The sequence below is a fragment of the Knoellia sp. S7-12 genome, assembly GCF_040518285.1.
GTDB lineage: Bacteria > Actinomycetota > Actinomycetes > Actinomycetales > Dermatophilaceae > Knoellia.
This window is the reverse complement of record NZ_CP155449.1, coordinates 2,248,994-2,272,738: the sequence shown is the minus strand read 5'-3', so window position 1 is coordinate 2,272,738 and position 23,745 is coordinate 2,248,994. Positions and strand designations below refer to the sequence as shown.

The window sequence follows — 23,745 nt, the reverse complement described above, 5'->3', positions numbered from 1 at the left end:
CCGCACCATGCTCAACAAGTACGCGCGCCCCTTCTTCACGAAGCTGTTCACCCCGCTGGCCTCGCTCCTGCTGCGCCTCGGGGTGAGCCCTGACGTCGTGACGGTCGTCGGAACCCTCGGGGTGAGCCTTGGTGCGTTGATCTTCTATCCGCGCGGTGAGTTCCTCGTCGGCACCCTCGTCATCACGGCATTCGTGTTCTCCGACACCGTCGATGGCATCATGGCTCGCCGCTCCGGCCGCTCCAGCCTGTGGGGTGCCTACCTCGACTCGACGCTCGACCGCGTCGCGGATGCCTCGGTGTTCAGCGGTCTCGTCCTCTTCTATGCAGGTGGCCAGAGCCTGCGTCCGGACAGCACCCTTCATGTCCGGCCCGGCATCATGGCGGCTCTCGCACTGGCGTGCCTCATCCTTGGCATGGTCGTGTCCTACGCCAAGGCCCGCGCCGAAGGGTTGGGCATGACCGCCAACGTGGGCATCGCCGAGCGCGCAGAGCGCCTCGTCGCGGTCCTCGTGACGACCGGCCTCGTCGGGTGGTTCCTCCCCGAGATCTTCCTCACCGTGGTGCTGGCCCTCCTTGCCCTCGCGAGCCTCGTCACCGTGGTGCAGCGGATGCTCGAGGTGCGCCGACAGGCCCTCGACGTCGCGTGATCGCCTTCCCTTCAGGACTCGTCTCCCGCGCCACCGACGTCGTCACGGTGGCCGGTTTCCGTCTGGGGTGGACTCTCATTCGGCGTATGCCGGAGCGCACCGCCTACGCCTTGTTCGACCGGATCGCTGATCTCACCGTTGCGCGAGGCGGCGGAGCGCGGCTGCGCTCCAACTACGCCACGGTGCGTCCAGAGCTCGATGACGCGGCGCTGGATGCCCTGGTGCGTGACGGCATGCGGGCCTACATGCGCTACTACTGCGAGTCGTTCCGCCTGCCGGTCCTCTCGCCCGACGCCCTCGCCGCCCGGGTGCGGGCCGAGGGCCTCGGCCCCGTGCGCGAGATCCTGGCCGCCGACGGTTCTCTCGTCTGCTTCCTGGGACACCTCGGCAACTGGGACCTTGCCGGCGCCTGGGGTGCGGTGCACCTCGGGCCGGTGACGACTGTGGCCGAAAGGCTCAAACCCGAAGAGGTCTTCAAGGAGTTCCTCGAGTTCCGCACCGGGCTCGGCATGACCATCCACCCCCTCACTGGTGGGCCGGCGCCCTTCCCGTTGCTTCGTGAGGCCGCCCAACGGCGTGGACTCATCCCGCTGCTGTCCGACCGCGACCTCTCCCGGGACGGCGTCGAGGTCAGCTTCTGCGGAGAGCCTGCGCGCATGGCCGTTGGCCCGGCCGCCCTCGCCCTGGCGGCGCGTCGTCCGCTCTTCCCCGTGTCGATCCGTCACGAGCCTCGCGAGGGAGGCGGTTGGGGGATCGTCATCACCTTCCACGAACCTGTGTCGGTGCCCGTGTCCGGCACGACTCGCGAGAAGGTGTCGGCCATGACCCAGGCCTGTGCCGACGTCCTCGGCGAGGCCGTCCGCACCCACACCGCCGACTGGCACATGCTCCAGCCGGTCTTCACCAAGGACCTCGACCAGAAGCGTCTCGCACGGGCAGGGGCGTCATGAGGATCGGGCTCGTCTGCCCCTACGCCTATGACGTGCCCGGGGGCGTGCAGTTTCACGTCCGCGACCTCGCCGAGTACTTCATCGCGCAGGGCCACGAGGTCTCTGTCCTCGCCCCGATCGACGACGACACACGTCCGCAACCGGCATACGTGACGTCGTGCGGTCGGTCAGTTCCGGTGCGCTACAACGGATCCGTGGCACGCCTGACATTCGGCCCCGTCACCTCCTCACGGGTGAGCCGGTGGCTCGAGGAGGGGGACTTCGACGTGCTCCACCTTCACGAACCCGTCACGCCGAGCGCCTCGGTCATGGCGCTCTGGGCCTCGTCCGAGCCGGTCGTCGCGACCTTCCACACGTCCAACATCCGGTCGCGCGCCATGCACGCCGCCAACCCGCTGCTGCGTCCGTCAACCGAGAAGATCCGCGCCCGCATCGCGGTCTCCGAGGAGGCTCGCGGCACGGTCCGTCGCCACCTCGGCGGCGACGCCTACATCATCCCCAACGGCGTCGACATCAGACGGTTTGCACCCGACGGTGCTGTGACCCGTTGGACGGGCACGCCGGAGCGGCCCACGCTGGCCTTCCTCGGTCGCATCGACGAGCCGCGCAAGGGTCTGGCCGTCATCGTCGCCGCGATGCCGGCCATCCTCGACGCGCTGCCGGGTGCCCGCCTCATCGTCGCCGGGCCGGGAGAGGTCGAGGAGATCGCTGGGCGTCTCGATCCTCGGGTCAGGGCAGCGACCGAGTTCCTCGGGGCGGTCTCCGAGGAAGACAAGGTCGCCTTGCTGCGCTGCGCCGACCTCTATGTCGCGCCGCACACCGGTGGCGAGAGCTTCGGGATCGTCCTCGTCGAGGCCATGGCTTCCGGGGCACCCGTCCTCGCCAGCGACCTCAAGGCTTTCACCGCAGTCCTTGGGCCTGCGCCGGCGGGACAGACCTTCCCCGTGGGCGACGCCGCGGCCCTCTCGAGGGCGGTCATCGACCTCGTCGCCTCACCCGAGGAGCGCGCTCGGTTGCGCGAGCTCGGGCTGAGGCGGGCCCGCTCCTTCGACTGGAGCGTCGTTGCCGAGCGCGTGATGGCCGTCTACGAGACCGTGATCGAGGGCGCCGACAACTCCCCGGTCGAGCCGAGTCTGCGCGCGGGGCTGCTCAGCCGCCTGCGCTGGCCAGTGAGAGGTGAAGCGTGATTGATGTCCTGCAGGTCTCCACGATCATTGCCCTCGTCCTTTTGGCCGCGGCCTGGTACCTCTCCTACTCGGCATCGCGCCTCGACCGACTCCATGCCAAGGTCGAAGGAGCAGTGTCGGCCCTCGACGCGCAGCTGGTGCGTCGGGCCGAAGCAACCCTCGAACTCGCCACCAGCGGGTCCGTCGACCCGGCCACGTCGCTCCTCCTGGCCGACGCAGCCAGCGAGGCACTCGAGCGGCACACCCACCAACCGCTGAGCCACGACCCGCTCGACGGGCAGACCTTCGCCGGCCGCGAGAGCACCGAGGGCGACCTCACCGAGACGCTGCGGGCCGCGCTCCAGCAGCAGACCGTCGACGCGCTGCGCAGCGAACCGGGCAGCCCCGGTGCGGATGGTCTGAGCCGGGTCGAAGCCAGTGCCCTGAGGGTCCAGCTGGCTCGCCGATTCCACAACGACGCCGTGCGCGAAGTGCGTCGAGTGAGGGCCAAGAAGGTCGTCCGCCTGTTCCGCCTCGCCGGCCACGCAGCCCTGCCGCAGCGCGTCGACTTCGATGACGACCTTCCCCCTGCAGTGCTCGACTGACGCGGCCCTACACTTGCGCGCATGAGTGAGACCCCCACCTCCGAAACCGCACCGACCGCCGCCTCACAGAGCTCACACACGGGCACGACCCGAGTGAAGCGCGGCATGGCCGAGATGCTCAAGGGCGGCGTCATCATGGACGTCGTCAACGTCGAACAGGCCAAGATTGCCGAGGACGCCGGCGCGGTCGCTGTCATGGCCCTCGAGCGTGTTCCGGCCGACATCCGAGCCCAGGGCGGCGTTTCGCGCATGTCCGACCCCGACATGATCGACGCCATCATCGAGGCTGTCTCGATCCCCGTCATGGCCAAGGCCCGCATCGGACACTTCGTCGAGGCACAGGTGCTCCAATCCCTCGGTGTCGACTACATCGACGAGTCCGAGGTGCTGACCCCGGCCGACTACGCCAACCACATCGACAAGTGGAACTTCACCGTTCCCTTCGTCTGCGGCGCGACCAACCTCGGAGAGGCGCTGCGCCGCATCACCGAGGGCGCGGCAATGATTCGCTCCAAGGGTGAGGCCGGGACCGGCGACGTCTCCAACGCCACGACCCACATGCGTCAGATCCGCCAGCAGATTCGCCTCCTCCAGGGCCTGCCCGAGGACGAGCTCTACGTCGCCGCCAAGGAGCTGCAGGCACCGGTCGAGCTCGTCAAGGAGGTGGCAAAGGCGGGCAAGCTGCCCGTCGTCCTGTTCACCGCAGGTGGCATCGCCACTCCCGCGGATGCCGCGATGATGATGCAGCTCGGTGCCGAGGGTGTCTTCGTCGGTTCGGGCATCTTCAAGTCGGGCAACCCGGTCCAGCGAGCCGAGGCGATCGTCAAGGCCACCACGTTCTTCGACGACCCCGACGTGATCGCCAAGGTCTCGCGTGGCCTCGGCGAGGCCATGGTCGGCATCAACGTCGACGAGATCCCCGAGCCGCACCGCCTGTCCGAGCGCGGCTGGTGAGTTGAGGCCGCTCACCGTTCTCCTGTGGGTCGTGCAGATCGCCGTCATGCTCGGCGGCCTGTACTTCCTCTATCGCGTGTTCGGTCACGGGCGACGCGTCAAGAACAGTGGGGCGCCCGGCTTCGCTCCGGTGAGGCCCGGTGAGGCCAACGGATCCTGGAACGCCGTCGTCACCGCGGACGGCAAGCACCCGAACTTCTCGGGGCAGCGGGGTCACGTGCGCATCGAGAACGGCTGGCTCGGGTTCCATGAGGAGAACGCCACCGCACCGACCTGGATCGTCCCGACCAACCAGATCCGCGGTGGCTGCAACACCTTCCTCGCGATGTCGGAGGTGTGGCTCGAGAGCCCGCTCACCGGGCGGATCAACCTGACCGTGAGCCATGAGCACATCAACGTCCTCGTCGACAACGACTTCAAGGACCACCGTGAGCGTGGGTATGCCGTGGCGTTCCTGACGATGCTCGGTCGCGACGGTGCCCAGGTGAGCTTCTAGGTCAAGATCGCCCAGACGACCAGGTCTTGGTGAAGCGTCCAGGTACACCTGGTCGTCTCGCCAAGACCTGATCATCTCGACCGGAGCCCCCGGTCAGTGGGGGATGCGGTGCGAGTGGGTGTAGACGTTCATCCGCCGGCCTCGGGCGAACGCCACGAGGGTGACTCCGAGCCGGTCTGCGGCCTCGATGGCCAGTGATGACGGTGCTGACACACAGGCCAGCACCGAGATGCCGGACACAGCCGCCTTCTGGACGATCTCGAAGCTCGCGCGGCTCGACACCACGAGCAGCCCGCCAGCAGTCTCGACGTCGGTGATGAGTGCAGCGCCAATCACCTTGTCGACAGCGTTGTGGCGACCGATGTCCTCCCTGACGATGGCCAACCGATCGCTCTCAGCGGGCACCAGCCCCGCACCGTGCACGCCCCCAGTCTTGTCGAACACGACCTGACGAGAGCGCAACTCATCGGTGGAGGCCGCGACCTGCTCGGCCGTCCACAGCACCTCAGGTGGCTTCTGCCTCACGACCGCCTCGATGGCTTCGACAGCTGTCGTGCCGCACAGCCCGCACCCGCCGAGAGAGGCCAGGTTGCGGGTCGACGTCACCGCCGTGCGGGCGTCGCGGCCGGGCACCGTCAGGTTGAGGACGTTGAGGGTGTCGAGGTCAGAGCAGAAGACAGCCGACACCACGTCGTCTCGACGGGCGATGACGCCCTCGGCGCGGAGCAACCCGTGAGCCAGATCGACGTCCGCGCCCGCCGTCCTCATCGTCATGGTGAACGTCTCGCCGTTGATGCGGATCTCCAGCGGCTCCTCACCTGCGACCGTGTCGATCGCCCGCGACACGTCACCGTCGAGGTCGATGCGGACGACCTTGTGGCGCGAGGTGACCCGGCCCATCAGCGCGCCTCGAGACGGATGACGACCGACTTCGAGGTCGGCGTGTTGCTGCCGCGCGCGGTCGAGTCGAGGGGGACGAGCACGTTGGCCTCGGGGAAGTAGGCCGCTGCGCACCCTCGTGCCGTCGGGTAGGCCACCACGCGAAACTCCTCGGCCCGTCGCTCGGTCAGCTCGACATTGCCATCCACCCCCCGCCACTCGGACACGATGTCGACCAGCTGCTCGTCGGCGAGACCCAACGCAGCAAGGTCCGAGGGGTTGACGAAGACGACCCGTCGCCCACCGCTCACCCCGCGATAGTGGTCATCGAGCCCATAGATCGTGGTGTTGTACTGATCGTGGCTGCGGATCGTCTGCAGCAGAAGCCTCCCGGGCGGGCACTGCGGATACTCCAGCGGGTGTACCGAGAAGCGCGCCCGACCACCCTCGACGTTGAACTCGCGCTGGCGCGGAGCCAACGGCAGCTGGAAGCCGCCCTTGTCGAGGATGCGTTCCTCGAAGCGGTCGAAGCCTGGCACGACCCGTGAGATGTGGTCGCGGATGACGCGGTAGTCGCCGCGCATGCCCGCCCAGTCGACAGGGGAGGCGGGCAGCACCCGCCGGGCCAGCTCACACACGATCGCCACCTCGCTGAGCAGGGTGTGGCTGGCCGGCCCGAGCCGACCGCGGGAGGCGTGCACCATGGCCATCGAGTCCTCGACCGTGACGACCTGTTCACCGGTGGCCTGCTCGTCACGTTCGGTGCGTCCGAGCGTCGGCAGGATGAGGGCTTCGCGCCCGGTGACCGTGTGTGAGCGGTTGAGCTTCGTCGACACGTGGCAGGTGAGATCAGCGGCCTCGAGGGCTTCCTCGGTGACGTCGCTGTCGGACATTGCGCGCACGAAGTTGCCGCCCATGGCAAAGAAGACCGTGGCTCGTCGGTCGCGCAACGCGCGCACGGTGTCGACCGCGTCCACGCCGTGCTCGCGCGGCGAGGTGATCGAGAACTCCGCGTCGAGGGCGTCGAGAAAGGCGGCCGATGGTCGCTCGAAGATCCCCATCGTCCGGTCGCCCTGGACGTTGGAGTGACCGCGCACCGGGCACACCCCGGCACCCTCGCGGCCGATGTGGCCCCCGAGCAACAGGACGTTGAGCATCTCCTGGATCGTCGCCACCGCATGCCGGTGCTGGGTGATCCCCATGGCCCAGCAGACGATGATCCGATCGGCGCCAGCCACGTCATCGGCCAATGCCCGGATGTCGGCCTCGTTGAGACCGGTGGCAGTCAGCGTGGTGGGCCAATCGAGAGTGGCGCGTGCCGCGGCATAGACCTCGAATCCGGAGGTGTGACCCTCGACGAACTCGTGGTCGACGACACCACGTTCGAGCAGCAGGTGACCGACGGCCTGGAACAGTGCCTGGTCGCCACCGAGTCGGACACCCACATGGCGGTCGGCCAGAGCGGTGCCGGGGCCGACAACTCCGCGAACCGTCTGCGGGTTGCGGAACGTCATCAGCCCGGCCTCTGGCAGCGGATTGATGGCGATGACGCGAGCACCGTTGCCCTTGGCTGTCTCCAGCGTCGAGAGCATGCGTGGATGATTGGTGCCGGGGTTCTGCCCGACCACGAGGATGAGGTCGGCCTTGGTGATGTCGTCCAGGGTCACCGTGCCCTTGCCGATGCCAATCGTCTCGTTCAGTGCGGTGCCACTCGACTCGTGGCACATGTTGGAGCAGTCCGGGAGGTTGTTGGTGCCGAACTCGCGCACGAAGAGCTGGTAGGCGAAGGCGGCCTCGTTGCTCGTCCGACCAGACGTGTAGAAGATCGCCTGGTCGGGGTCGTCCAGGTCACGCAGGTGATCGGCCACGATGTCGAGCGCGCGCTCCCACGTCACCGGTTCGTAGTAGGCAGCACCCTGCGGCTTGTGCATCGGAGTCGTCAGCCGGCCCTGCTGACCGAGCCAGTGATCGGACTTCTCACGAAGCGAGGCGATCGAGTGCTCGGCAAAGAACTCCGGCGTGACCCGCCGACGGGTCGCCTCCTCAGCGACAGCCTTGGCACCGTTCTCGCAGAACTCTGCTCGGTGCGACTCCGCAGGGTCGGGCCAGGCGCACCCGGGGCAATCAAAACCCTTGTCCTGGTTGATGCGCAGGAGCGTTCGAGCCGTCCTCACGACGCCCATCTGTTCGAGGGACATCCGCATCGAACGCACGACAGCGGGGACCCCAGCTGCGGAGGTCTTGGGCGACTCCACCTCGAGGTCGATGTCGCCCTTGTCGTCGATCGGTGCGTTGCGTCCCATCAGAATCCTTGTCTCCCTGTCAGGTCACGGTCGCGCGGGCCCGGAACTGCTCGTGCTCGAACTCGCGCCTGACGATGACGTCCCGCACGTGCACCGCTGCAGTGAGGGTGTCCTCGTGCGACAGATAGAGCGGCGCAAAGCCCAGCCGCACGATGTCGGATTCACGGAAGTCGCCGATGACTCCGCGGGCGATGAGTGCCTGCACCACGGCATACGCCTCGGGGTGACGCAGGCTCACCTGCGAGCCGCGCGCGTCGTCCCGTGGCGTGACAACCGGAAGGTCGACACCAAGGACGTCGAGACACTCGACGAAGAATCCCGTGAGCGAGAGCGAACGTCGCCTCACGTCAACGACCTTCAATCCGTCGTATGCCGTGAGCGCGCCTTCCAGCGTGGCGATCCCGAGCACCGGGGGAGTTCCCACGCGGGCCCGGGTGATGCCGTCGGCAGGGATGTGTTCGGGCGACATCGCGAAGGGGGTGGCGTGCCCGTTCCAGCCGAGGATCGGGTTGTTGAAGTCGCCGAGGTGCTGTGGCGCAACGAAGAGGAAGGCCGGAGCGCCGGGTCCGCCGCTGAGGTATTTGTAGCCGCAGCCGACGGCAAAGTCCGCGCCACCGCCGCTCAGCCCCACGTCGATGACGCCGGCCGAGTGGCAGAGGTCCCAGCACACGAGGGCACCCGCATCGTGGGCTGCTGTGGTGATGGCGGCGAGATCCCAGAGCTGTCCGGTGCGGTAGTCAACCTGCGAATAGGCCGCAAGAGCAACGTCATTCGAGCCCGCAAGCCGAGCCTCAACATCGTTGGGGGAGACAAGCTCGAGAGTGAGGCCGAGCTGCTCGCACACGCCGCGGGTGACGTGGACGTCAGTGGGGAAGGAGTCCGGATCGGTGAGAACCACCCGCCGGCCCGGACGAAGCCGAGTGGCCGCATGCACCGCCTTGTAGAGGCTGATAGTCGTCGAGTCACCCACCACCACTGACCCCGCAGGAGCTCCGATCAACTCGGCAATGCGGTCACCGACGCGTTCAGGGGCAGACCACCAGCCCGACTCGTTCCAGGCCCGGATGAGCTGCTCGCCCCATTGACGCGTCACCGCGTCGGCGGCTGCGTCGCGCGCGGCCTTGGACATGGCCCCGAGCGAGTTGCCATCGAGATAGATCAGGCCCTCGGGCAGGACGAACGCGTCGCGCCGATCCGTCGCAGCATGAACGGCATCGAGGTCTCGGGCCTTCCGGCTGAGTGCGCGAACAGGATCAGCGGGGGCGGCTTCGCTCATGACTCGAGTCTCTCATCCGACTCAGCCGCGGCTTCGGTGTCGGGCAGCACCATGAATGCGACGTCGGGCTGACCAACGGGGAGCCACTGCGGTCGTGCGTGACCGGCGACGACCCAGCCTCGGCGTCGATAGAAGAGCCCGACCTTGGTCTCCTCACCGACGACGTCGAGGACGGGTTCGCGCCCGAGGCTTCGGATCTCGCTGACCGCGCGTTCCAGCAGAGCACCACCGACTCCCGAGCCGGCGAGGGTGTGGTCGACGAAGAGGATCGACACCTCTCCGAGCTCGTGGCCGGCGCGTCCGAGGACCGCCGACCAGTGCTCCGCCATCCAGTTCGCGCTGACGTCGGTCGTCGCCACGTGGCCAGCGATCCTGCCGTCGACGATCGCGACCCACGCACCGAGCTCACCCGGACGCACGAGGAACTCCTCGGCGGGGAAGGGAAGGGGCCAACGGTGTGGGTACCCGGACGAGGGCGCCTGGGCGCTCAGGACCTCCACGAGCTCAGGGATGTCGTCGGGTCGGCGTTCACGGATCGTCACGGGCACAACCTGCACGGTATGCCCCGGTCGCAATGGCACTAGCCTCCCCACCATGTTCCCCGTGCGAGTTGGCCTCCGTGCCTGCCCGCCTGATGTCACTGCTTGGGTTGAGGCAGGCGGCCATTCGGGCATTGTCCACGCAGGTCTGAGCGATGTGACCTATGTGGACCTCATGCTTCCCGAGACCTCTGAGACCGGCGCCCCGGACGAGTTCGGACCCGACCTGGCTGCGCTGCAGGATTTGGCGGCAGCCTGCGCAACTCCCGTGGTGTCGGTGTCGCCGGGGTGGGGCGATCTCGAGGTCCGTGAACCGGGCCAGGACGAGCGCGAGATCGAGAGAGAGGACGCCGAGGCCCTGCTCGGGCAAGTGGGTCTTGAAGAGTTGCTGGTCCCGGATCTCCGCTTCCGACCGCCTTTTGGTCGGCAGGTCTTTGTCGTCACGACACCTTCGGAAGACAACTGGGCGATCGCTAGAGCGGTGCTGCAGACCGAACTCAGTGTCGTGCACCTCGATGCTCAGTCGGTCGTCGTCACACCCCATGACAACCTCTTGCCCGTCGCCCACGGGATTGTCGCGACAGGCAAGGAATCCGGTCTGATCATTGGCCAGTACGCGGACTCGTGGACTCTCGATGCCTTCCGTGGCGGCAAGGTGCGGACCACGCACCTTCGCGTTGGCGGAACCCAGATTGTCGGCTGGGAGAACTCCGAGCCAGAGGATGCAGACGAATTCGCCGAACCGACGGCCGATGCCCGGACGCTCGCCGACTGCGTGGGGGCTCCCGCCGCGCAGGCCAACATGACGCTCATCCGCGCTCTGCTTCGACGCGGCCCCCACACAGATTCACCGAGCCAACTGATCGACCTGTTGGGGCTGGGCGAGGCCGGCGCACTGGCTGTTGAGGTCCTTGGCGGCGCTGACCTGCGGGATGATCCAAGGGCTGACACCACTGAGCCATCGGGGTCGCCGTGGAAGGATTTCCTCACACTCGTGGCAGGCGGGCCGCTGCAGGCAGATCGGGTTCCGTGGGTCTCGATGGTGTACGCCGCGTGGATCATCCTGCTGCTCCCACTTGCGGGCGAGAACATCGCCGACTGGGTTGGAGGTCGGGCGGACGGCTGGGATGTGGCACAACTCGTGGGGTGTGCGATCTCGATCCCAGCCTCCCTCGTGGGCCTTGGCCGCCTGTTGGCGTGGCTACGCCTTCGGCGCCCGTAACATTCCGGTCGTGACAGCCCAGCCGACCATCGGAGTCCTTGCCGTCCAGGGTGACGTGCGTGAGCACGTCCACGCCTTGGAACTGGCGGGCGCGCGGGCCGTCGCGGTCCGACGACCAAGTGAGGTCGAGGCGATCGATGGGCTCGTCATCCCCGGTGGCGAGTCCACGACGATGGACAAGCTGGTGCGGATCTTCGACCTCCGCGAGCCTCTCGTCGAGCGACTCAGGGCTGGCCTGCCGGCCTACGGCTCCTGCGCCGGCATGATCATGCTCGCCGACCGGATCCTTGACGGGCACCGTGAGCAGCAAACCCTCGGCGGTCTCGACATCACGGTGCGCCGCAACGCTTTCGGGCGGCAGGTGGACTCGTTCGAGGAGGATCTGCGCATCCGCGAGCTCGGGCCTGAGCCGGTCCAGGCCGTCTTCATCCGGGCGCCATGGGTCGAGGAGATCGGTGCCGATGTCCAGGTCCTGGCCTCGGTGCACGTCGGGGGAGCGGACCACCCCGTGGCCGTGCGCCAGGGCAACCTCCTCGCCACGAGCTTCCATCCCGAGGTCACCGGCGACCATCGCGTCCACGCGTTCTTCGCCGACGTCGTCCGCCGCGCCTGACGAGGCAGAGCCGCCCGGTGGGCCGTCCTCACCGGAGCACGCGGCATACGGCTTAGGATCGTCGGCGAGTCCTGAACGTTCGACAGCACGAGGAGACACCTTGTCCGGCCACTCCAAATGGGCGACGACGAAGCACAAGAAGGCCGTCGTCGACGCCAAGCGCAGCAAGCTCTTCGCCAAGCTGATCAAGAACATCGAGGTCGCGGCCCGCACCGGCGGCGGTGACATCACCGGCAACCCGACGCTCTATGACGCCATCCAGAAGGCCAAGAAGAGCTCGGTGCCCAACAACAACATCGACAACGCGGTCAAGCGCGGCTCCGGTGCGACGGCGGGCGGCTCCGACTGGGAGACGATCACCTATGAGGGCTACGCGCCCGGTGGTGTCGCGATCCTCATCGAGTGCCTCACCGACAACCGCAACCGCGCCGCCGCCGAGGTCCGCACGGCGCTCACGCGCAACGGTGGGCAGCTCGGAGACCCGGGCTCGGTGGCCTATGTCTTCGACCGCAAGGGTGTCGTCGTCGTCCCCAAGGAACAGGGCGAGACCGAGCTCAGTGAAGACGGCATTCTTGAGATCGTGCTCGAGGCCGGAGCCGACGAGGTCAACGACCTGGGCGGGGCGTTCGAAATCGTCTCCGAGGCGACCGACTTCGTGTCCGTTCGCAAGGCCGTCCAGGACGCCGGCATCGACTACGACTCTGCCGAGGCGTCGTGGGTCCCCAACCTCCAGATCGAACTGGACCTCGACGGGGCCAAGAAGATGATTCGCGTCATCGACGCCCTCGAGGACTCCGATGACGTCCAGGACGTGTTCGCCAATGGCGACATCCCCGACGACGTCCTCGCGGAGTTGAACGACGAGGAGTGACCAGCGTGTTGCTGCGCGCCGCCCTCCATCACGCTGTGTAGCGTGGCACCGAACACCTGTTCGGTTGCGATGGAAGGCGGCGCGTGTGCGCGTTCTCGGGATGGATCCCGGTCTCACCCGGTGCGGCCTCGGCGTCGTCGATGGCAGAGCTGGTCGCGCGTCAATGGTCGCGGTCGGTGTGGTGCGCACCCCCTCGGACGCCGAGCCGTCGCAGCGCCTGATCTTCCTCGAGCGTGAGCTCTACGGCTGGCTCGACAAGTTCACCCCCGACGTCATGGCAGTCGAGCGGGTCTTTGCCGACACCAATGTCACCCAGGTCATGAACACCGCCCACGCGACGGCGATCGCGCTCCTCACAGCCGGCAAACGCGGCATACCCGTCGTCTTTCACACGCCGACCGAGGTCAAGGCGTCCGTGACCGGCAGCGGTCGCGCCGACAAGGCACAGGTGACCGCCATGGTCACTCGCATCCTCAAACTGGACTCACCGCCAAAGCCGGCCGATGCCGCCGACGCGTTGGCGCTGGCGATCTGCCACCTGTGGCGCGGGGCGGCAACCGCCCGCCTCGAGGCTCTCGCCAAGGCGAGCGTCCGATGATCGCGTCGCTCACCGGCAAGGTCGGCCACGTCGGCCTCGACCGTGTCATCATCGAGGTCGGCGGTGTCGGGATGCTCGTCCACACCACCCCGCGCACTGCCGGTGAAGTGCGCACGGGCCAGGACGTCACGGTGTCGACGACCCTGGTCGTGCGCGAGGACTCACTGACGCTCTTTGGTTTTGGTTTGCCGTCCGAGCGCGACATGTTCGAGACGGTCCAGACCGTGTCCGGTGTCGGACCTCGCCTCGCGCTGGCCATGTTGTCGGTGCTCACCCCCGACGAGGTCAGTGCCGCACTGCGCGCTGGCGACCTCGCGACGCTCACCAAGATCCCCGGCGTGGGCAAGAAGAGCGCCGAACGTCTCGTCCTCGAGCTCAAGGACAAAGTGGGTATGCCGTCCGGCTCGCCGGGTGCCGGCGTCACCCCCTCCGCCGCTTCCCTCGGAGACGCCAAGCGTGACCAGGTGGCCGAAGCACTCGTCGGTCTGGGCTGGTCGGCCAAACAGGCCACCGATGCGGTGGCGTCGGTGTCAGCGGCTGCTGATCCCGAGGCCTCGGTGGCGGCGCTGCTGAGGATGGCGCTGCGCGAGCTGGGCCGATGACCTCACCAGAACCCACGGCGACGAGCGCAGACGACCCGGGCGGCAGCATCAAGGGTTTCCGGTCCGACATCGTCGAGGCGGAGATGGCCGAGGGCGGTGACGACCGCTATTCCGACGGGTCGCTCGATGCCACGGCGCGGATCGTCGACGCGGGTGCCGACAGCGACGACGAGCGGGTCGTCGAAGCGGCCCTGCGACCCAAGCGGCTGTCCGAGTTCCCCGGGCAGACGCGAGTGCGTGACCAGCTGGGGCTCGTCCTTGAGGCGGCGCGGCGTCGGGGGAGCGTGCCCGACCACATCCTGCTGTCGGGACCACCCGGGCTCGGCAAGACGACTCTGGCGTTGATCGTGGCCGCTGAGCTGGAGCGTCCGATCCGGATCACGTCCGGCCCAGCCATCCAGCATGCCGGTGACCTCGCGGCGGTGCTCTCTTCGCTCGATGAGGGCGAGGTGCTCTTCCTCGACGAGATCCACCGCATGTCGCGTGCCGCCGAGGAGATGCTCTATCTCGCAATGGAGGACTTCCGGGTCGACGTCATCGTCGGCAAGGGTCCGGGTGCCACGGCCATCCCGTTGGAGCTGTCGCCCTTCACGGTGGTCGGCGCGACGACGCGCTCGGGGCTGCTGCCGGCACCGCTGCGTGACCGGTTCGGGTTCACCGGCCACCTCGACTACTACGACGCGAGTGACCTCGTCACGATCCTGCGGCGTTCGGCAGGGCTTCTCGGCGTGGATGCCGACGAGGCAGGCATCACCGAGATCGCCGGGCGCTCACGCGGCACACCCCGCATCGCCAACCGGCTGCTGCGCCGGGTGCGCGACTGGGCCCAGGTCCACGGCAACGGCAACGTCGACCTCGAGGCAGCGCACCAAGCGTTGCGGCTGTTCGACGTCGACGATGCCGGCCTCGACCGACTCGACCGGGCCGTGCTCGATGCCCTGTGCCGCCGCTTCGGTGGCGGCCCCGTCGGACTGTCGACCCTGGCGATCGCCGTGGGGGAGGAGTCCGACACCGTCGAGACCGTCGCTGAGCCCTATCTCGTGCGTGAAGGATTCATGGTGCGCACACCTCGCGGCCGAGCCGCATCGGTCAAGGCTTGGACACATTTGGGTCTCACTGCGCCGCGCGACGTTCTCGCCCAGGACGTTTTGCCGCTGGGCGACGGGCCGGGCCGACTCGGCGGCTGAGTTCGGGCACTCCCTGCGGGTGTCGCGCGTTGGTCGAGGATGAACCCGTCACCTATGCTGGCTCGGCCCGGCGTCGCCCGGGCCATTGACGTGCCCGGCAGCGTTGCGGGTGCACTGAACCAGACTCGAAGGACACTTCATGAATTCCGGTGCCGGCGTCGGCAACCTCCTCGTTCTCGCCCTCCCACTCGCTCTGCTGGCATTCCTCATGCTCAGCCAGCGCAAGCGTGGACGGCAGACGCAGGACTTCCAGGCAGCACTCACCGTCGGTGACGAGGTGATCCTGACCTCGGGCCTCTACGGCACGATCATCACGCTCGACGATGTGGCCGCGAACCTCGAGATCGCGCCCGGCGTTCAGGTGCGCGTCGACCGTCGCGCGATCGGGCTCAAGCAGCCCGGCTCGCGCACGGACGACGCCGACACCTCGATGAACCGTGACCCCGACGCGACCCCCGAGGTCGACTGACCATGGCGCAGATGAGTCACGCGTCTTTTGCGCGCCGTGCGCTGGGCGCCATCGGGGTCCTGACGATTGCCCTCATAGCCGGGCTGTTCAGTGCCAACCAGTTCAGCAACGGCAGCTATGCCCCCAAGCTCGGCCTCGACCTTGAGGGTGGCACGCAGATCATCCTGCAGCCGCGTGTCACCGGCGGCAATACGGTCTCGCCCGACCAGATCACCCAGGCGCGCGACATCATCGTCCAGCGCGTCGACGCTGGCGGTGTCGCCGGCGCCGAGGTCACCACCCAAAATGGCCGCAACATCGTCGTGAGCATGCCCGGCACCCCGAGCAAGGCTGACGAGGACGCGATCCGTCGCTCCTCGCAGTTGCAGTTCCGTCCGGTTCTTGCCATCGCTGCCGGCTCACCGCAACCCGTCCCGTCGGCCACTCCAAGTGGATCGGCCAGCCCGGTCCCGAGTGGCTCACCTACGCCAAGTGCCTCGCCGAGCGCATCACCGTCGGCCAGCGTTCCCTCCGCCAACCCGGCCAGCCCGTCGCCCACCAACAATTCGGCGATCCCACAGGCCTTCACCACTGAGCCCAGCCCGTCGCCGTCGCCGTCGCCGTCGCCGTCGACCTCGCCCTCCGCTGCTCCGAGCGCATCTCCGAGCGCATCCCCGAGCCCGAGCGGATCCGCTTCGGCCCCGGCGGCCGGCGATCCCTACAGCCTCGAGCAGATCACCCCCGAGCTCACCGCGGCGTTCACCCAGCTCGACTGCAGCAAGGACGGCGCCCTCGACGCTCTCGTCGACGACGACTCCAAGGCCATCGTCACGTGCGACGCCGATGGCGCTGCCAAATACATCCTCGGCCCGGTCGTCGTCTCGGGTGACAAGATCTCCGATGCCAGCGCCGGCTACCAGACGTCGCCGCAGGGCCAGCAGACGAGCACCGTCGAGATCCAGCTCTCCCTCAACGGTGAGGGTGCCGAGCAGTACGCCGATGTCTCGCGCAAGATGGTTGTGCTGCAGCAGCCGCAGAACCAGCTCGCTGCCACCCTCGACTCGCGCGTGATCGTGGCTCCGTCGTTCAACGAGGCGATCCTCGACGGCAAGGCCAGCATCACTGGTGGCTTCGGTATCACTGAGGCCCGCGACCTGGCTCAGACGCTGAAGTTCGGTGCTCTGCCGATCTCGTTCGACCTCCAGACGCGAGAGCAGATCAGCCCCACCCTCGGTGGCGAGCAACTGCGCTACGGCCTGTATGCCGGACTCATCGGGCTTCTGCTCGTCGTCCTGTATTCGCTTGCCCAGTACCGCGTACTCGGATTCGTGACCATCGCGTCGATCCTCGTGGCAGGGCTGCTCACCTACCTCGCCATCACGATTCTCGGGTGGTCCCACAACTACCGACTCGACATGGCCGGTGTGACGGGCCTCATCGTCGCCATCGGCTTCACCGCAGACTCGTTCATCGTCTACTTCGAACGCATCCGTGACGAGTTGCGTGAGGGACGTTCCCTCGAGAGCGCCGTCGCCACTGGCTGGGCCCGTGCCAAGCGCACGATCCTCATCGCCGACGGCGTGAACTTCCTCGCGGCCATCGTGCTCTACCTGCTGGCGAGCTCGAGTGTGCGTGGCTTCGCGTTCACCCTCGGACTGACGACGCTGCTCGACATTCTCATCGTCTTCTTCTTCACCCACCCGTTGGTCACGCTCCTCGCGCGCCTTCCGTTCTTCCGGGGCGGGCACCCGATGTCGGGCCTTGACCCGGACAAGCTCGGTGCCGTGAAGAAGACCTCGTATGCCGGCCGTGGCCGGTTCACGACGAACCCGCCCCGCACTGCGGGCGCGAACCCGCCCCGCACTGCAGGCGCGAACCCGCCCCGCACTGCGGGCGCCGAAGGGAGTGTCCTGTGAAGTTCTCCGATCTCGGAAACGACCTCTACACCGGCAGGCGGTCGATCCCGGTTGTCGCCAAGCGCAAATCGTTCTATCTCGTGTCGCTCCTCCTCATGGCGATCGGCGTTGCGGGGCTCGGAATCAACAAGCTCAACCTGGGCCTCGAGTTCAGCGGTGGCTCGGAGTTCCGGGTCACGACCACCTCGCTCCCGAGCGACTACGAGTTCAAGGCTCGTGACGCGCTTGGTACCGCGGACGACTCCCAGGGTGTGCGCGTCTCCAAGCTCGGGATCAACACGGTCCGAGTGCAGACCGAGCGTCTGGACGACGCCGAGAGCGCTCGGGTGGCCACTGAGCTCGCCCAGACGTTCAAGGTCATCCCGGACAACGTGAGCTCGACCTTCATCGGTCCCTCATGGGGTGACTCGGTCACGAAGCAGGCGCTTCGTGCCCTGGTGATCTTCCTTGTCCTCGTGGCTGCAGTCCTGGCGATCTACTTCCGCAACTGGAAGATGGCCCTGGCCGCACTGATTGCCCTGGCCCACGACCTTGTCATCACCGTCGGCATCTACTCGTTCACCGGGTTCGAGGTCTCGCCTGCCACGATGATCGGCTTCCTCACCGTCCTCGGCTACTCGATCTATGACACGGTCGTCGTGTTCGACAAGGTGCGAGAGAACACCAACGAGGCCTTCGGCAACGGACGACTCTCGTTCGCCCAGGCTGCCAATCTCGCGGTCAACCAGACGATCGTGCGCTCGATCAACACCACGGTCATCGGCATCCTGCCGATCCTCGCGGTCATGGTCGTCGGTTTCATCTTCCTCGGCCCGGGCACGCTGCTCGACCTCGCGCTCGTGCTCTTCGTCGGCATCCTGATCGGGGCCTACTCGTCGATTTTCCTCGCGACGCCGCTTCTCGTGAGCCTGCGCAACAAGGACGCCTCTGTCCTCGAGCTGGACAAGCGGGCCGCTCGCGCTCAGGCCAAGCGTGCCAAGGAGGCCGTTGCCGTTTCGGCGGGACCCTCGTCGGCGGGCCCTGTCACTGACGGTGCAACGACGGCCTCGGACGACGAGTTCGTGCTCACGTCGTCGGCGCCCATGGCCGAGGGCGAGGAGTCCTCGACCGTCACCGGCCGACAGGTGCACAAGTACGCCCAGTCGGGTCCGCGCAACCAGCCCAAGCGTCCACCCAAGTCACGTCGCAGCTAGTGACATGAGCGGTGTCAGCGACCTGGTCGCCAGTCGTCTGCGCGATGTCGCCGACTTCCCGAAGCCGGGCGTGGTGTTCAAGGACATCACCCCGCTTGTGGGCGACGGCGACGCGTTCGGTGCGGTGATCCGCGAACTTGCGGCACGGCATACCTCGGCTTCAAAATCGGCGCAGCCGATCGACGCGGTGGCGGGTGTCGAAGCGCGCGGTTTCATCATCGGAGCCGCGTTGGCTCTCGAGCTGGGCGTCGGGTTCATCCCGGTGCGCAAGGCGGGCAAGCTGCCCGGCGAGACGGTGCAGCGGAGCTACGCCCTCGAGTACGGCACGGCGACGATCGAGATCCACTCCGATGCCGTGTCACCGGGGCAGCGTGTTCTGCTCGTCGATGACGTGCTCGCCACCGGAGGGACCGCCATTGCGGCCTGGGACCTCTTGGCTGAGTCCGGCGCAGACGTCGTGGGCTTCGAGACGATCGTCGAGCTCGCCTTCCTCGGCGGACGCGAGGCGATGGGGGAGCGCTCGGTGCACGCCCTGCATGTCGTGACCGGCGCGGAGGACGCCTAGACTCCGTCCATGGCAGAGGAGACCACGCCGATACCGGTGCGCAGCGGGGCTTCAGGCTCGCAACGCGCCCGCGCGCGTGCTCGCATCGCCCGGTTCGGCAGCACGCGCACCTCGACCCACCCCGTCCTCGAACCGCTGCTGACAACGGTCCGGCGCACGCATCCCAAGGCCGACGTCACCGTCATCGAGCGGGCCTACGACGTTGCCGAGCGCGCCCATGAGGGCCAGATGCGCAAGAGCGGTGACGCCTACATCACCCACCCGCTCGCCGTGACGACGATTCTCGCCGAGCTGGGCATGACCCCACCCACGCTTGCAGCCGCGCTGCTCCACGACACCGTCGAGGACACCGACTACCACCTCGATCAGCTCGAGAAGGACTTCGGCGCCGAGATCGCGATGCTCGTCGACGGCGTCACCAAGCTCGACAAGGTCACCTACGGTCAGGCGGCCCAGGCCGAGACCGTGCGCAAGATGGTCGTCGCCATGGCACGCGACATCCGTGTGCTCGTCATCAAGCTCGCTGACCGTCTCCACAACGCGCGCACCTGGCGCTACGTGTCCAAGGAGTCGGCGCAGCGCAAGGCCCGCGAAACCCTCGAGATCTATGCGCCACTGGCCCACCGCCTTGGCATGAACACGATCAAGTGGGAGCTCGAGGACCTGTCGTTCCAGACCCTCTATCCCAAGGTCTACGACGAGATCGTTCGGCTCGTGGCGGACCGGGCGCCGGCTCGTGAGGAGTACCTCGCGACGGTGCGCGCCAGCATCGACGGCGACCTGCGGGCAGCCAAGCTCAAGGCGACGGTGACGGGACGGCCGAAGCACTACTACTCCGTCTATCAGAAGATGATCGTCGGCGGTCGGGACTTCGACCAGATCTATGACCTTGTGGCCGTGCGCGTCCTCGTCGACACGGTGCGCGACTGCTACGCCGCGCTGGGGGCAATGCACGCCCGCTGGACGCCGGTCCCTGGTCGCTTCAAGGACTACATCGCGACGCCGAAGTTCAACATGTACCAGTCGCTCCACACCACGGTCATCGGCCCCGAGGGCAAGCCGGTCGAGATCCAGATCCGCACCCACACGATGCACCGTCGGGCTGAGTACGGTGTCGCGGCCCACTGGAAATACAAGGAGAACGACAAAGCGGGCGGCGGTCCGGAAGGTCCCACGGCGAGCAACACCGGCGCCAACGACATGGCGTGGCTGCGCCAGCTCCTCGACTGGCAGAAGGAGACGGCCGACCCGGGGGAGTTCCTCGAGTCGCTGCGCTTCGAGATCAACGCCAGCGAGGTCTATGTCTTCACGCCCAAGGGCCAGCTCGTCGGCCTCCCGGCCAACTCGACGTCCGTCGATTTTGCGTATGCCGTGCACACCGAAGTCGGCCATCACACCATTGGTGCCAAGGTCAACGGCCGCCTCGTGCCGCTCGAGTCGCGCCTCGACAACGGTGACACCGTCGAGGTCCTGACGTCCAAGGCCGACGGCGCGGGCCCGTCGCGTGACTGGCTGAACTTCGTGAAGTCCGCACGTGCCCGCAACAAGATCCGTCACTGGTTCACCCTCGAACGTCGCGAGGAGATGATCGACAACGGCAAGGAGGCGCTGGCCAAGGCCATGCGCAAGCGCAATCTCCCGGTCGCGCGCCTGTCGTCGGTCGAGTCCCTGACCGGCGTTGCTGAGGAGCTTCGGCTCCAGGGGATCGACGGCCTCTATGCCGCGATCGGCGAGAGCCACGTCAGTGCACAGCACGTCGTGGCGCGTCTCGTCGCTGCCCAGGGCGGCGAGGAGTCGAGTGACGACCTCGCCGAGGTCACGATGCCGCGGCCGATCTCCAACCGTCGCCGTCGTGCGGGTGACCCGGGGGTTGTCGTCAAGGGCACCTCGGATGTCTGGGTCAAGCTCGCGCGATGTTGCACGCCCGTGCCCGGTGACGACATCCTCGGGTTCGTCACGCGAGGGGCGGGTGTCTCTGTGCACCGCCGCGACTGCACCAACGCCGAGTCGTTGCTGCGTCAGGACGACAAGATCATCGAGGTCGAGTGGGCCCCGACAGCCAACAGCATCTTCCTCGTCCAGCTCCAGGTCGAGGCTCTGGACCGCTCAGCCCTCCTCTCGGACGTCACTCGGGTGCTCTCCGAGAGTGGGGTCAACATCCTCAGCGCGTCAGTGCAGACCTCTCGAGACCGGGTGGCCGGGTTGAAGTTCAGTTTCGAGATGGGCGACCCCAGCCACCTCGACCACGTCATCCGCAGCGTGCGCGGCATCGCCGGTGTCTTTGACGCCTACCGCATCACCCAGAACTGAGCTGGCACCCAGCCTGACGCGCACGGCGGCGGCAGCAGCAAGGACGACCGCGCCTCCGGTGACCACGAGGCCCGGGGTGAGCTGTTCGCCGAGCAGGAGTGCAGCCCACGCGATCGACATGAGCGGCTGCACGAGCTGGACCTGGCTCACGGTGGACATCGGGCCGATGGCCAGGCCTCGGTACCACGCGACGAACCCCAGGAACATGCTCACGAAGCCGAGGTAGGCAAAGGCGAGCCAGTGCACCGGCTCTGCTCGCGGCATACCCCCATCGACAGCACCGATCGTGAGGACGACCATGATCGGTGCCGAGAGGACGAGCGCCCACGACACGGTCTGCCAGGCGCCGAGTTCACGTGCGAGCAGACCCCCCTCGGCGTAGCCGACAGCAGCCGCGAGGACAGCGAGGAACAGCAGCGCGTCGAAGAAGTGCACCCCTCGAAGTCCGCCGCCCTGCACCACCGCGAAACTCACGGCAGCGACGGTGCCCGCGCTCAGGGCCAGCCAGAACAGGCGGGGTGGACGTTCGCCTGTGCGGATCACGGCAGCAGTGGCGGTTGCGGCGGGGAGCAGAGCGATGACGACGGCGCCATGACTTGCCGGGGTGCTCGTCAGTGCGAAGGACGTGAGAAGCGGGAAGCCGATCACGATGCCGCCTGCCACAACCGCGATCCTGACCCATTGGTCACCGTGGGGACGCGGCTGCCGAGTGAGCAACAGAGCGATGGCGGCGACCGCTGAAGCGACGACGGCCCGGCCTGCACCGATGAAGAGGGGAGGCAGTGCCTCGACGGCCAGGCGTGTCAGGGGAACGGTCAGTGAGAAGGCGATCACGCCGAGCAGTCCCCAGAGCACGCCAGCCCGATCGGGACGGAGAAGCGGTCTGGGCCGAGGTCGAGTAGCGCTATCGTTGCCTGTCATGAACGACGATAGCACTGCCATGATCGTTGCGAGCCTGCGCACACACATCGCCGCAAGCACCCCCGGGACGAGGCTTCCTTCGACCAGGGCGCTGGTGGCCGAGCACCGCTCAAGCCCGGTCACGGTGCAGCGAGCGCTACGTGTTTTGGCCGCCGAGGGAGTGCTCGAGAGCCGTCCGGGTGTGGGGACCTTCGTGCGCTCTGCACCGACTGCGAAGGCCCATGACTATGGCTGGCAGACAACGACCCTGGGGGCGCGGACGTCCACTCCGGCCCGGCTTCCGGGGGCGTTGACCGAGGCCGCGAACGACGTGATCTCGCTGCATGGCGGCTACCCCGATGGTTCGCTCCTGCCCGAACGGTTGGTGCGATCGGCCCTGGCGCGCGCGGGTCGGGGTCCAACCGCTCTCGTTCGTCCTCCCGTGGCCGGCCTCCCGGGGCTGCAGACCTGGTTCGCGGCGGAACTGTCCGCCGCCACCGCGCCCGGCAACTCCGGGCCGACGGCCGCGGACGTCGTCATCGTGCCCGGGAGCCAGGCGGGTCTGAGTTCGATCCTGCGAGCCGTCGGCGGGGGAGGACGCGCGGTCGCCATGGAGTCACCGACCTATTGGGGCGCCATCGCTGCCGCGAGACATGCTGGCGTTACTGTGGTGCCGGTCCGTTCCTCGGCGACGGGTCCGGATCCGGCCGACGTGGATCGGGTTCTCGCCGAGTCCGGTGCCCGGGTGTTCTATGCACAGCCCACCTGGGCCAACCCGACTGGCGCGCAGTGGTCGCCCCAGCGATCTCAGGACATCCTGGACGTGGTGCGGTCGCACGGGGCGTTCCTCATCGAGGACGACTGGGCCCACGACTTCGGCATCGACGCACCGGCCAGACCCCTTGCCGGCACCGATGACTCAGGACACGTCATCTATCTGCGGTCGTTGACCAAGAGCGTCTCACCGGCAGTGCGGGTGGCTGCCGTCATTGCTCGTGGGCCCGTGCGTGGTCGCATCCTCGCCGATCACACGGGCGAATCCATGTATGTCTCTGGTGTGCTCCAGAGTGCTGCGTTCGACGTCGTCACTGCGCCCGCTTGGTCCACGCACGTGCGCCGGACGAGGGAGCACCTGCGGGCGAGGAGGGACCTTCTGGCGGGTGCGCTCCGCAGCCATGCTCCGGAGGCAGCCGTCGACGCGATCCCGTCAGGAGGCCTCAGCCTGTGGGTGCGCCTTCCCGAGGGCAGCGACGCCGGAGACGTGGCGTCGCGGTGCCAGGACCTGGGCGTGATGGTCGGCGCCGGCGACGACTGGTTCCCGACGGAGCCCTCGGGACCGCACCTGCGCCTGACCTACTGCGGAGCCGACCCGGGGCGCTATGAAGAGGGCGCCAGCATCCTCGGCGAAGTTCTCCGCGACTCCTAGGAGTCCACTGATTGCGACTTCGCATAGTTGCGAGGGCAGCGAGCAACTATGCGAAGTCGCAATCAGTCGAGGTGGTT

At 67.6% G+C, this 23,745-nt stretch carries 22 protein-coding genes and 1 pseudogene; 18 read left to right on the top strand and 5 right to left on the bottom strand.

The features are described 5' to 3' along the window. The first annotated feature begins 7 nt into the window (after positions 1–7). From pgsA to V6K52_RS10975, 6 genes are read left to right on the top strand one after another with little or no spacing between them, the layout of a single operon-like run. Entirely contained in the window at positions 8–649 is a 642-nt protein-coding gene (gene pgsA / locus V6K52_RS11000; RefSeq protein WP_353950158.1) for a phosphatidylinositol phosphate synthase, read from the top strand. Continuing rightward, positions 646–1,599 (top strand): phosphatidylinositol mannoside acyltransferase, encoded by a 954-nt coding sequence (locus V6K52_RS10995; protein WP_353950157.1) that lies wholly within the window; start codon positions 646–648, stop codon positions 1,597–1,599. The genes pgsA and V6K52_RS10995 overlap by 4 nt, the downstream gene beginning before the upstream one ends. Then, entirely contained in the window at positions 1,596–2,786 is a 1,191-nt protein-coding gene (locus tag V6K52_RS10990) for a glycosyltransferase family 4 protein (protein WP_353950156.1), read from the top strand. The genes V6K52_RS10995 and V6K52_RS10990 overlap by 4 nt, the downstream gene beginning before the upstream one ends. Beyond that, positions 2,783–3,370: a hypothetical protein gene (locus V6K52_RS10985; RefSeq protein WP_353950155.1), complete on the top strand. Its 588-nt coding sequence runs from the start codon at positions 2,783–2,785 to the stop codon at positions 3,368–3,370. Before V6K52_RS10990 ends, V6K52_RS10985 begins: the two co-directional genes overlap by 4 nt. Before the next feature lie 21 nt (positions 3,371–3,391). Beyond that, entirely contained in the window at positions 3,392–4,324 is a 933-nt protein-coding gene (pdxS, locus tag V6K52_RS10980) for a pyridoxal 5'-phosphate synthase lyase subunit PdxS (RefSeq protein WP_353950154.1), read from the top strand. A 31-nt stretch (positions 4,325–4,355) separates the two neighbouring features. Next, entirely contained in the window at positions 4,356–4,820 is a 465-nt protein-coding gene (locus tag V6K52_RS10975; RefSeq protein WP_353950153.1) for a hypothetical protein, read from the top strand. A gap of 93 nt (positions 4,821–4,913) precedes the next feature. Here the strand turns inward: V6K52_RS10975 and fdhD are convergent, their stop codons facing one another. From fdhD to V6K52_RS10955, 4 genes are read right to left on the bottom strand one after another with little or no spacing between them, the layout of a single operon-like run. Next, positions 4,914–5,720: a formate dehydrogenase accessory sulfurtransferase FdhD gene (fdhD, locus tag V6K52_RS10970; protein WP_353950152.1), complete on the bottom strand. Its 807-nt coding sequence runs from the start codon at positions 5,718–5,720 to the stop codon at positions 4,914–4,916. Continuing rightward, positions 5,720–8,002, bottom strand: coding sequence for an FdhF/YdeP family oxidoreductase (locus tag V6K52_RS10965; RefSeq protein ID WP_353950151.1), 2,283 nt, complete (start codon positions 8,000–8,002; stop codon positions 5,720–5,722). The genes fdhD and V6K52_RS10965 overlap by 1 nt, the downstream gene beginning before the upstream one ends. Positions 8,003–8,021: 19 nt before the next feature. Then, on the bottom strand, positions 8,022–9,278 hold the full coding sequence (locus V6K52_RS10960) for an aminotransferase class V-fold PLP-dependent enzyme (RefSeq protein WP_353950150.1): 1,257 nt from the start codon (positions 9,276–9,278) through the stop codon (positions 8,022–8,024). Continuing rightward, the gene (locus V6K52_RS10955) at positions 9,275–9,820 is read right to left on the bottom strand and encodes a GNAT family N-acetyltransferase (protein ID WP_353950149.1); all 546 of its coding nucleotides are present in this window, start codon (positions 9,818–9,820) and stop codon (positions 9,275–9,277) included. Before V6K52_RS10955 ends, V6K52_RS10960 begins: the two co-directional genes overlap by 4 nt. A gap of 52 nt (positions 9,821–9,872) precedes the next feature. Here V6K52_RS10955 and V6K52_RS10950 point away from each other — a divergent pair, with 52 nt between their 5' ends. The 11 genes from V6K52_RS10950 (at position 9,873) to V6K52_RS10900 (ending at position 21,342) form a co-directional block, all read left to right on the top strand. Further along, positions 9,873–11,039, top strand: a complete 1,167-nt coding sequence (locus tag V6K52_RS10950) for a hypothetical protein (RefSeq protein ID WP_353950148.1) — start codon at positions 9,873–9,875, stop codon at positions 11,037–11,039. 10 nt (positions 11,040–11,049) lie between these two features. Beyond that, positions 11,050–11,652, top strand: a complete 603-nt coding sequence (gene pdxT / locus V6K52_RS10945; RefSeq protein ID WP_353950147.1) for a pyridoxal 5'-phosphate synthase glutaminase subunit PdxT — start codon at positions 11,050–11,052, stop codon at positions 11,650–11,652. 100 nt (positions 11,653–11,752) lie between these two features. Further along, positions 11,753–12,523 (top strand): YebC/PmpR family DNA-binding transcriptional regulator, encoded by a 771-nt coding sequence (locus V6K52_RS10940; protein ID WP_353950146.1) that lies wholly within the window; start codon positions 11,753–11,755, stop codon positions 12,521–12,523. An 85-nt stretch (positions 12,524–12,608) separates the two neighbouring features. After that, positions 12,609–13,121 (top strand): crossover junction endodeoxyribonuclease RuvC, encoded by a 513-nt coding sequence (gene ruvC / locus V6K52_RS10935; RefSeq protein ID WP_353950145.1) that lies wholly within the window; start codon positions 12,609–12,611, stop codon positions 13,119–13,121. Further along, on the top strand, positions 13,118–13,723 hold the full coding sequence (gene ruvA / locus V6K52_RS10930) for a Holliday junction branch migration protein RuvA (RefSeq protein ID WP_353950144.1): 606 nt from the start codon (positions 13,118–13,120) through the stop codon (positions 13,721–13,723). Before ruvC ends, ruvA begins: the two co-directional genes overlap by 4 nt. Before the next feature lie 83 nt (positions 13,724–13,806). Beyond that, positions 13,807–14,910: a Holliday junction branch migration DNA helicase RuvB gene (gene ruvB, locus V6K52_RS10925; RefSeq protein WP_353953765.1), complete on the top strand. Its 1,104-nt coding sequence runs from the start codon at positions 13,807–13,809 to the stop codon at positions 14,908–14,910. A 139-nt stretch (positions 14,911–15,049) separates the two neighbouring features. Further along, on the top strand, positions 15,050–15,379 hold the full coding sequence (gene yajC, locus V6K52_RS10920; protein WP_353950143.1) for a preprotein translocase subunit YajC: 330 nt from the start codon (positions 15,050–15,052) through the stop codon (positions 15,377–15,379). An 11-nt stretch (positions 15,380–15,390) separates the two neighbouring features. Beyond that, entirely contained in the window at positions 15,391–17,274 is a 1,884-nt protein-coding gene (gene secD, locus V6K52_RS10915) for a protein translocase subunit SecD (protein ID WP_353950142.1), read from the top strand. Then, entirely contained in the window at positions 17,271–18,467 is a 1,197-nt protein-coding gene (gene secF, locus V6K52_RS10910; protein ID WP_353950141.1) for a protein translocase subunit SecF, read from the top strand. Before secD ends, secF begins: the two co-directional genes overlap by 4 nt. Before the next feature lie 4 nt (positions 18,468–18,471). Further along, positions 18,472–19,032: an adenine phosphoribosyltransferase gene (locus V6K52_RS10905; RefSeq protein ID WP_353950140.1), complete on the top strand. Its 561-nt coding sequence runs from the start codon at positions 18,472–18,474 to the stop codon at positions 19,030–19,032. Positions 19,033–19,041: 9 nt separating this feature from the next. Beyond that, on the top strand, positions 19,042–21,342 hold the full coding sequence (locus V6K52_RS10900; protein WP_353950139.1) for a bifunctional (p)ppGpp synthetase/guanosine-3',5'-bis(diphosphate) 3'-pyrophosphohydrolase: 2,301 nt from the start codon (positions 19,042–19,044) through the stop codon (positions 21,340–21,342). 42 nt (positions 21,343–21,384) lie between these two features. Here the strand turns inward: V6K52_RS10900 and V6K52_RS10895 are convergent. Continuing rightward, positions 21,385–22,263: pseudogene (locus V6K52_RS10895) on the bottom strand (DMT family transporter); the annotation flags it as partial. Between V6K52_RS10895 and V6K52_RS10890 the strand changes: the two are divergent. Next, positions 22,262–23,668 (top strand): PLP-dependent aminotransferase family protein, encoded by a 1,407-nt coding sequence (locus V6K52_RS10890; protein WP_353950138.1) that lies wholly within the window; start codon positions 22,262–22,264, stop codon positions 23,666–23,668. The pseudogene V6K52_RS10895 and the gene V6K52_RS10890 overlap by 2 nt on opposite strands. Positions 23,669–23,745 lie beyond the last annotated feature (77 nt).

Coding starts and splice junctions, on each gene's coding strand:
- secD (WP_353950142.1), top strand. CDS start 15,391: ATGAGTCACGCGTCTTTTGCGCGCCGTGCGCTGGGCGCCATCGGGGTC.
- pdxS (WP_353950154.1), top strand. CDS start 3,392: ATGAGTGAGACCCCCACCTCCGAAACCGCACCGACCGCCGCCTCACAG.
- V6K52_RS10950 (WP_353950148.1), top strand. CDS start 9,873: ATGTTCCCCGTGCGAGTTGGCCTCCGTGCCTGCCCGCCTGATGTCACT.
- pgsA (WP_353950158.1), top strand. CDS start 8: ATGCTCAACAAGTACGCGCGCCCCTTCTTCACGAAGCTGTTCACCCCG.
- V6K52_RS10990 (WP_353950156.1), top strand. CDS start 1,596: ATGAGGATCGGGCTCGTCTGCCCCTACGCCTATGACGTGCCCGGGGGC.
- V6K52_RS10905 (WP_353950140.1), top strand. CDS start 18,472: ATGAGCGGTGTCAGCGACCTGGTCGCCAGTCGTCTGCGCGATGTCGCC.
- V6K52_RS10900 (WP_353950139.1), top strand. CDS start 19,042: ATGGCAGAGGAGACCACGCCGATACCGGTGCGCAGCGGGGCTTCAGGC.
- V6K52_RS10960 (WP_353950150.1), bottom strand. CDS start 9,278: ATGAGCGAAGCCGCCCCCGCTGATCCTGTTCGCGCACTCAGCCGGAAG.
- ruvA (WP_353950144.1), top strand. CDS start 13,118: ATGATCGCGTCGCTCACCGGCAAGGTCGGCCACGTCGGCCTCGACCGT.
- ruvB (WP_353953765.1), top strand. CDS start 13,807: ATGGCCGAGGGCGGTGACGACCGCTATTCCGACGGGTCGCTCGATGCC.
- fdhD (WP_353950152.1), bottom strand. CDS start 5,720: ATGGGCCGGGTCACCTCGCGCCACAAGGTCGTCCGCATCGACCTCGAC.
- V6K52_RS10890 (WP_353950138.1), top strand. CDS start 22,262: ATGAACGACGATAGCACTGCCATGATCGTTGCGAGCCTGCGCACACAC.
- yajC (WP_353950143.1), top strand. CDS start 15,050: ATGAATTCCGGTGCCGGCGTCGGCAACCTCCTCGTTCTCGCCCTCCCA.
- V6K52_RS10965 (WP_353950151.1), bottom strand. CDS start 8,002: ATGGGACGCAACGCACCGATCGACGACAAGGGCGACATCGACCTCGAG.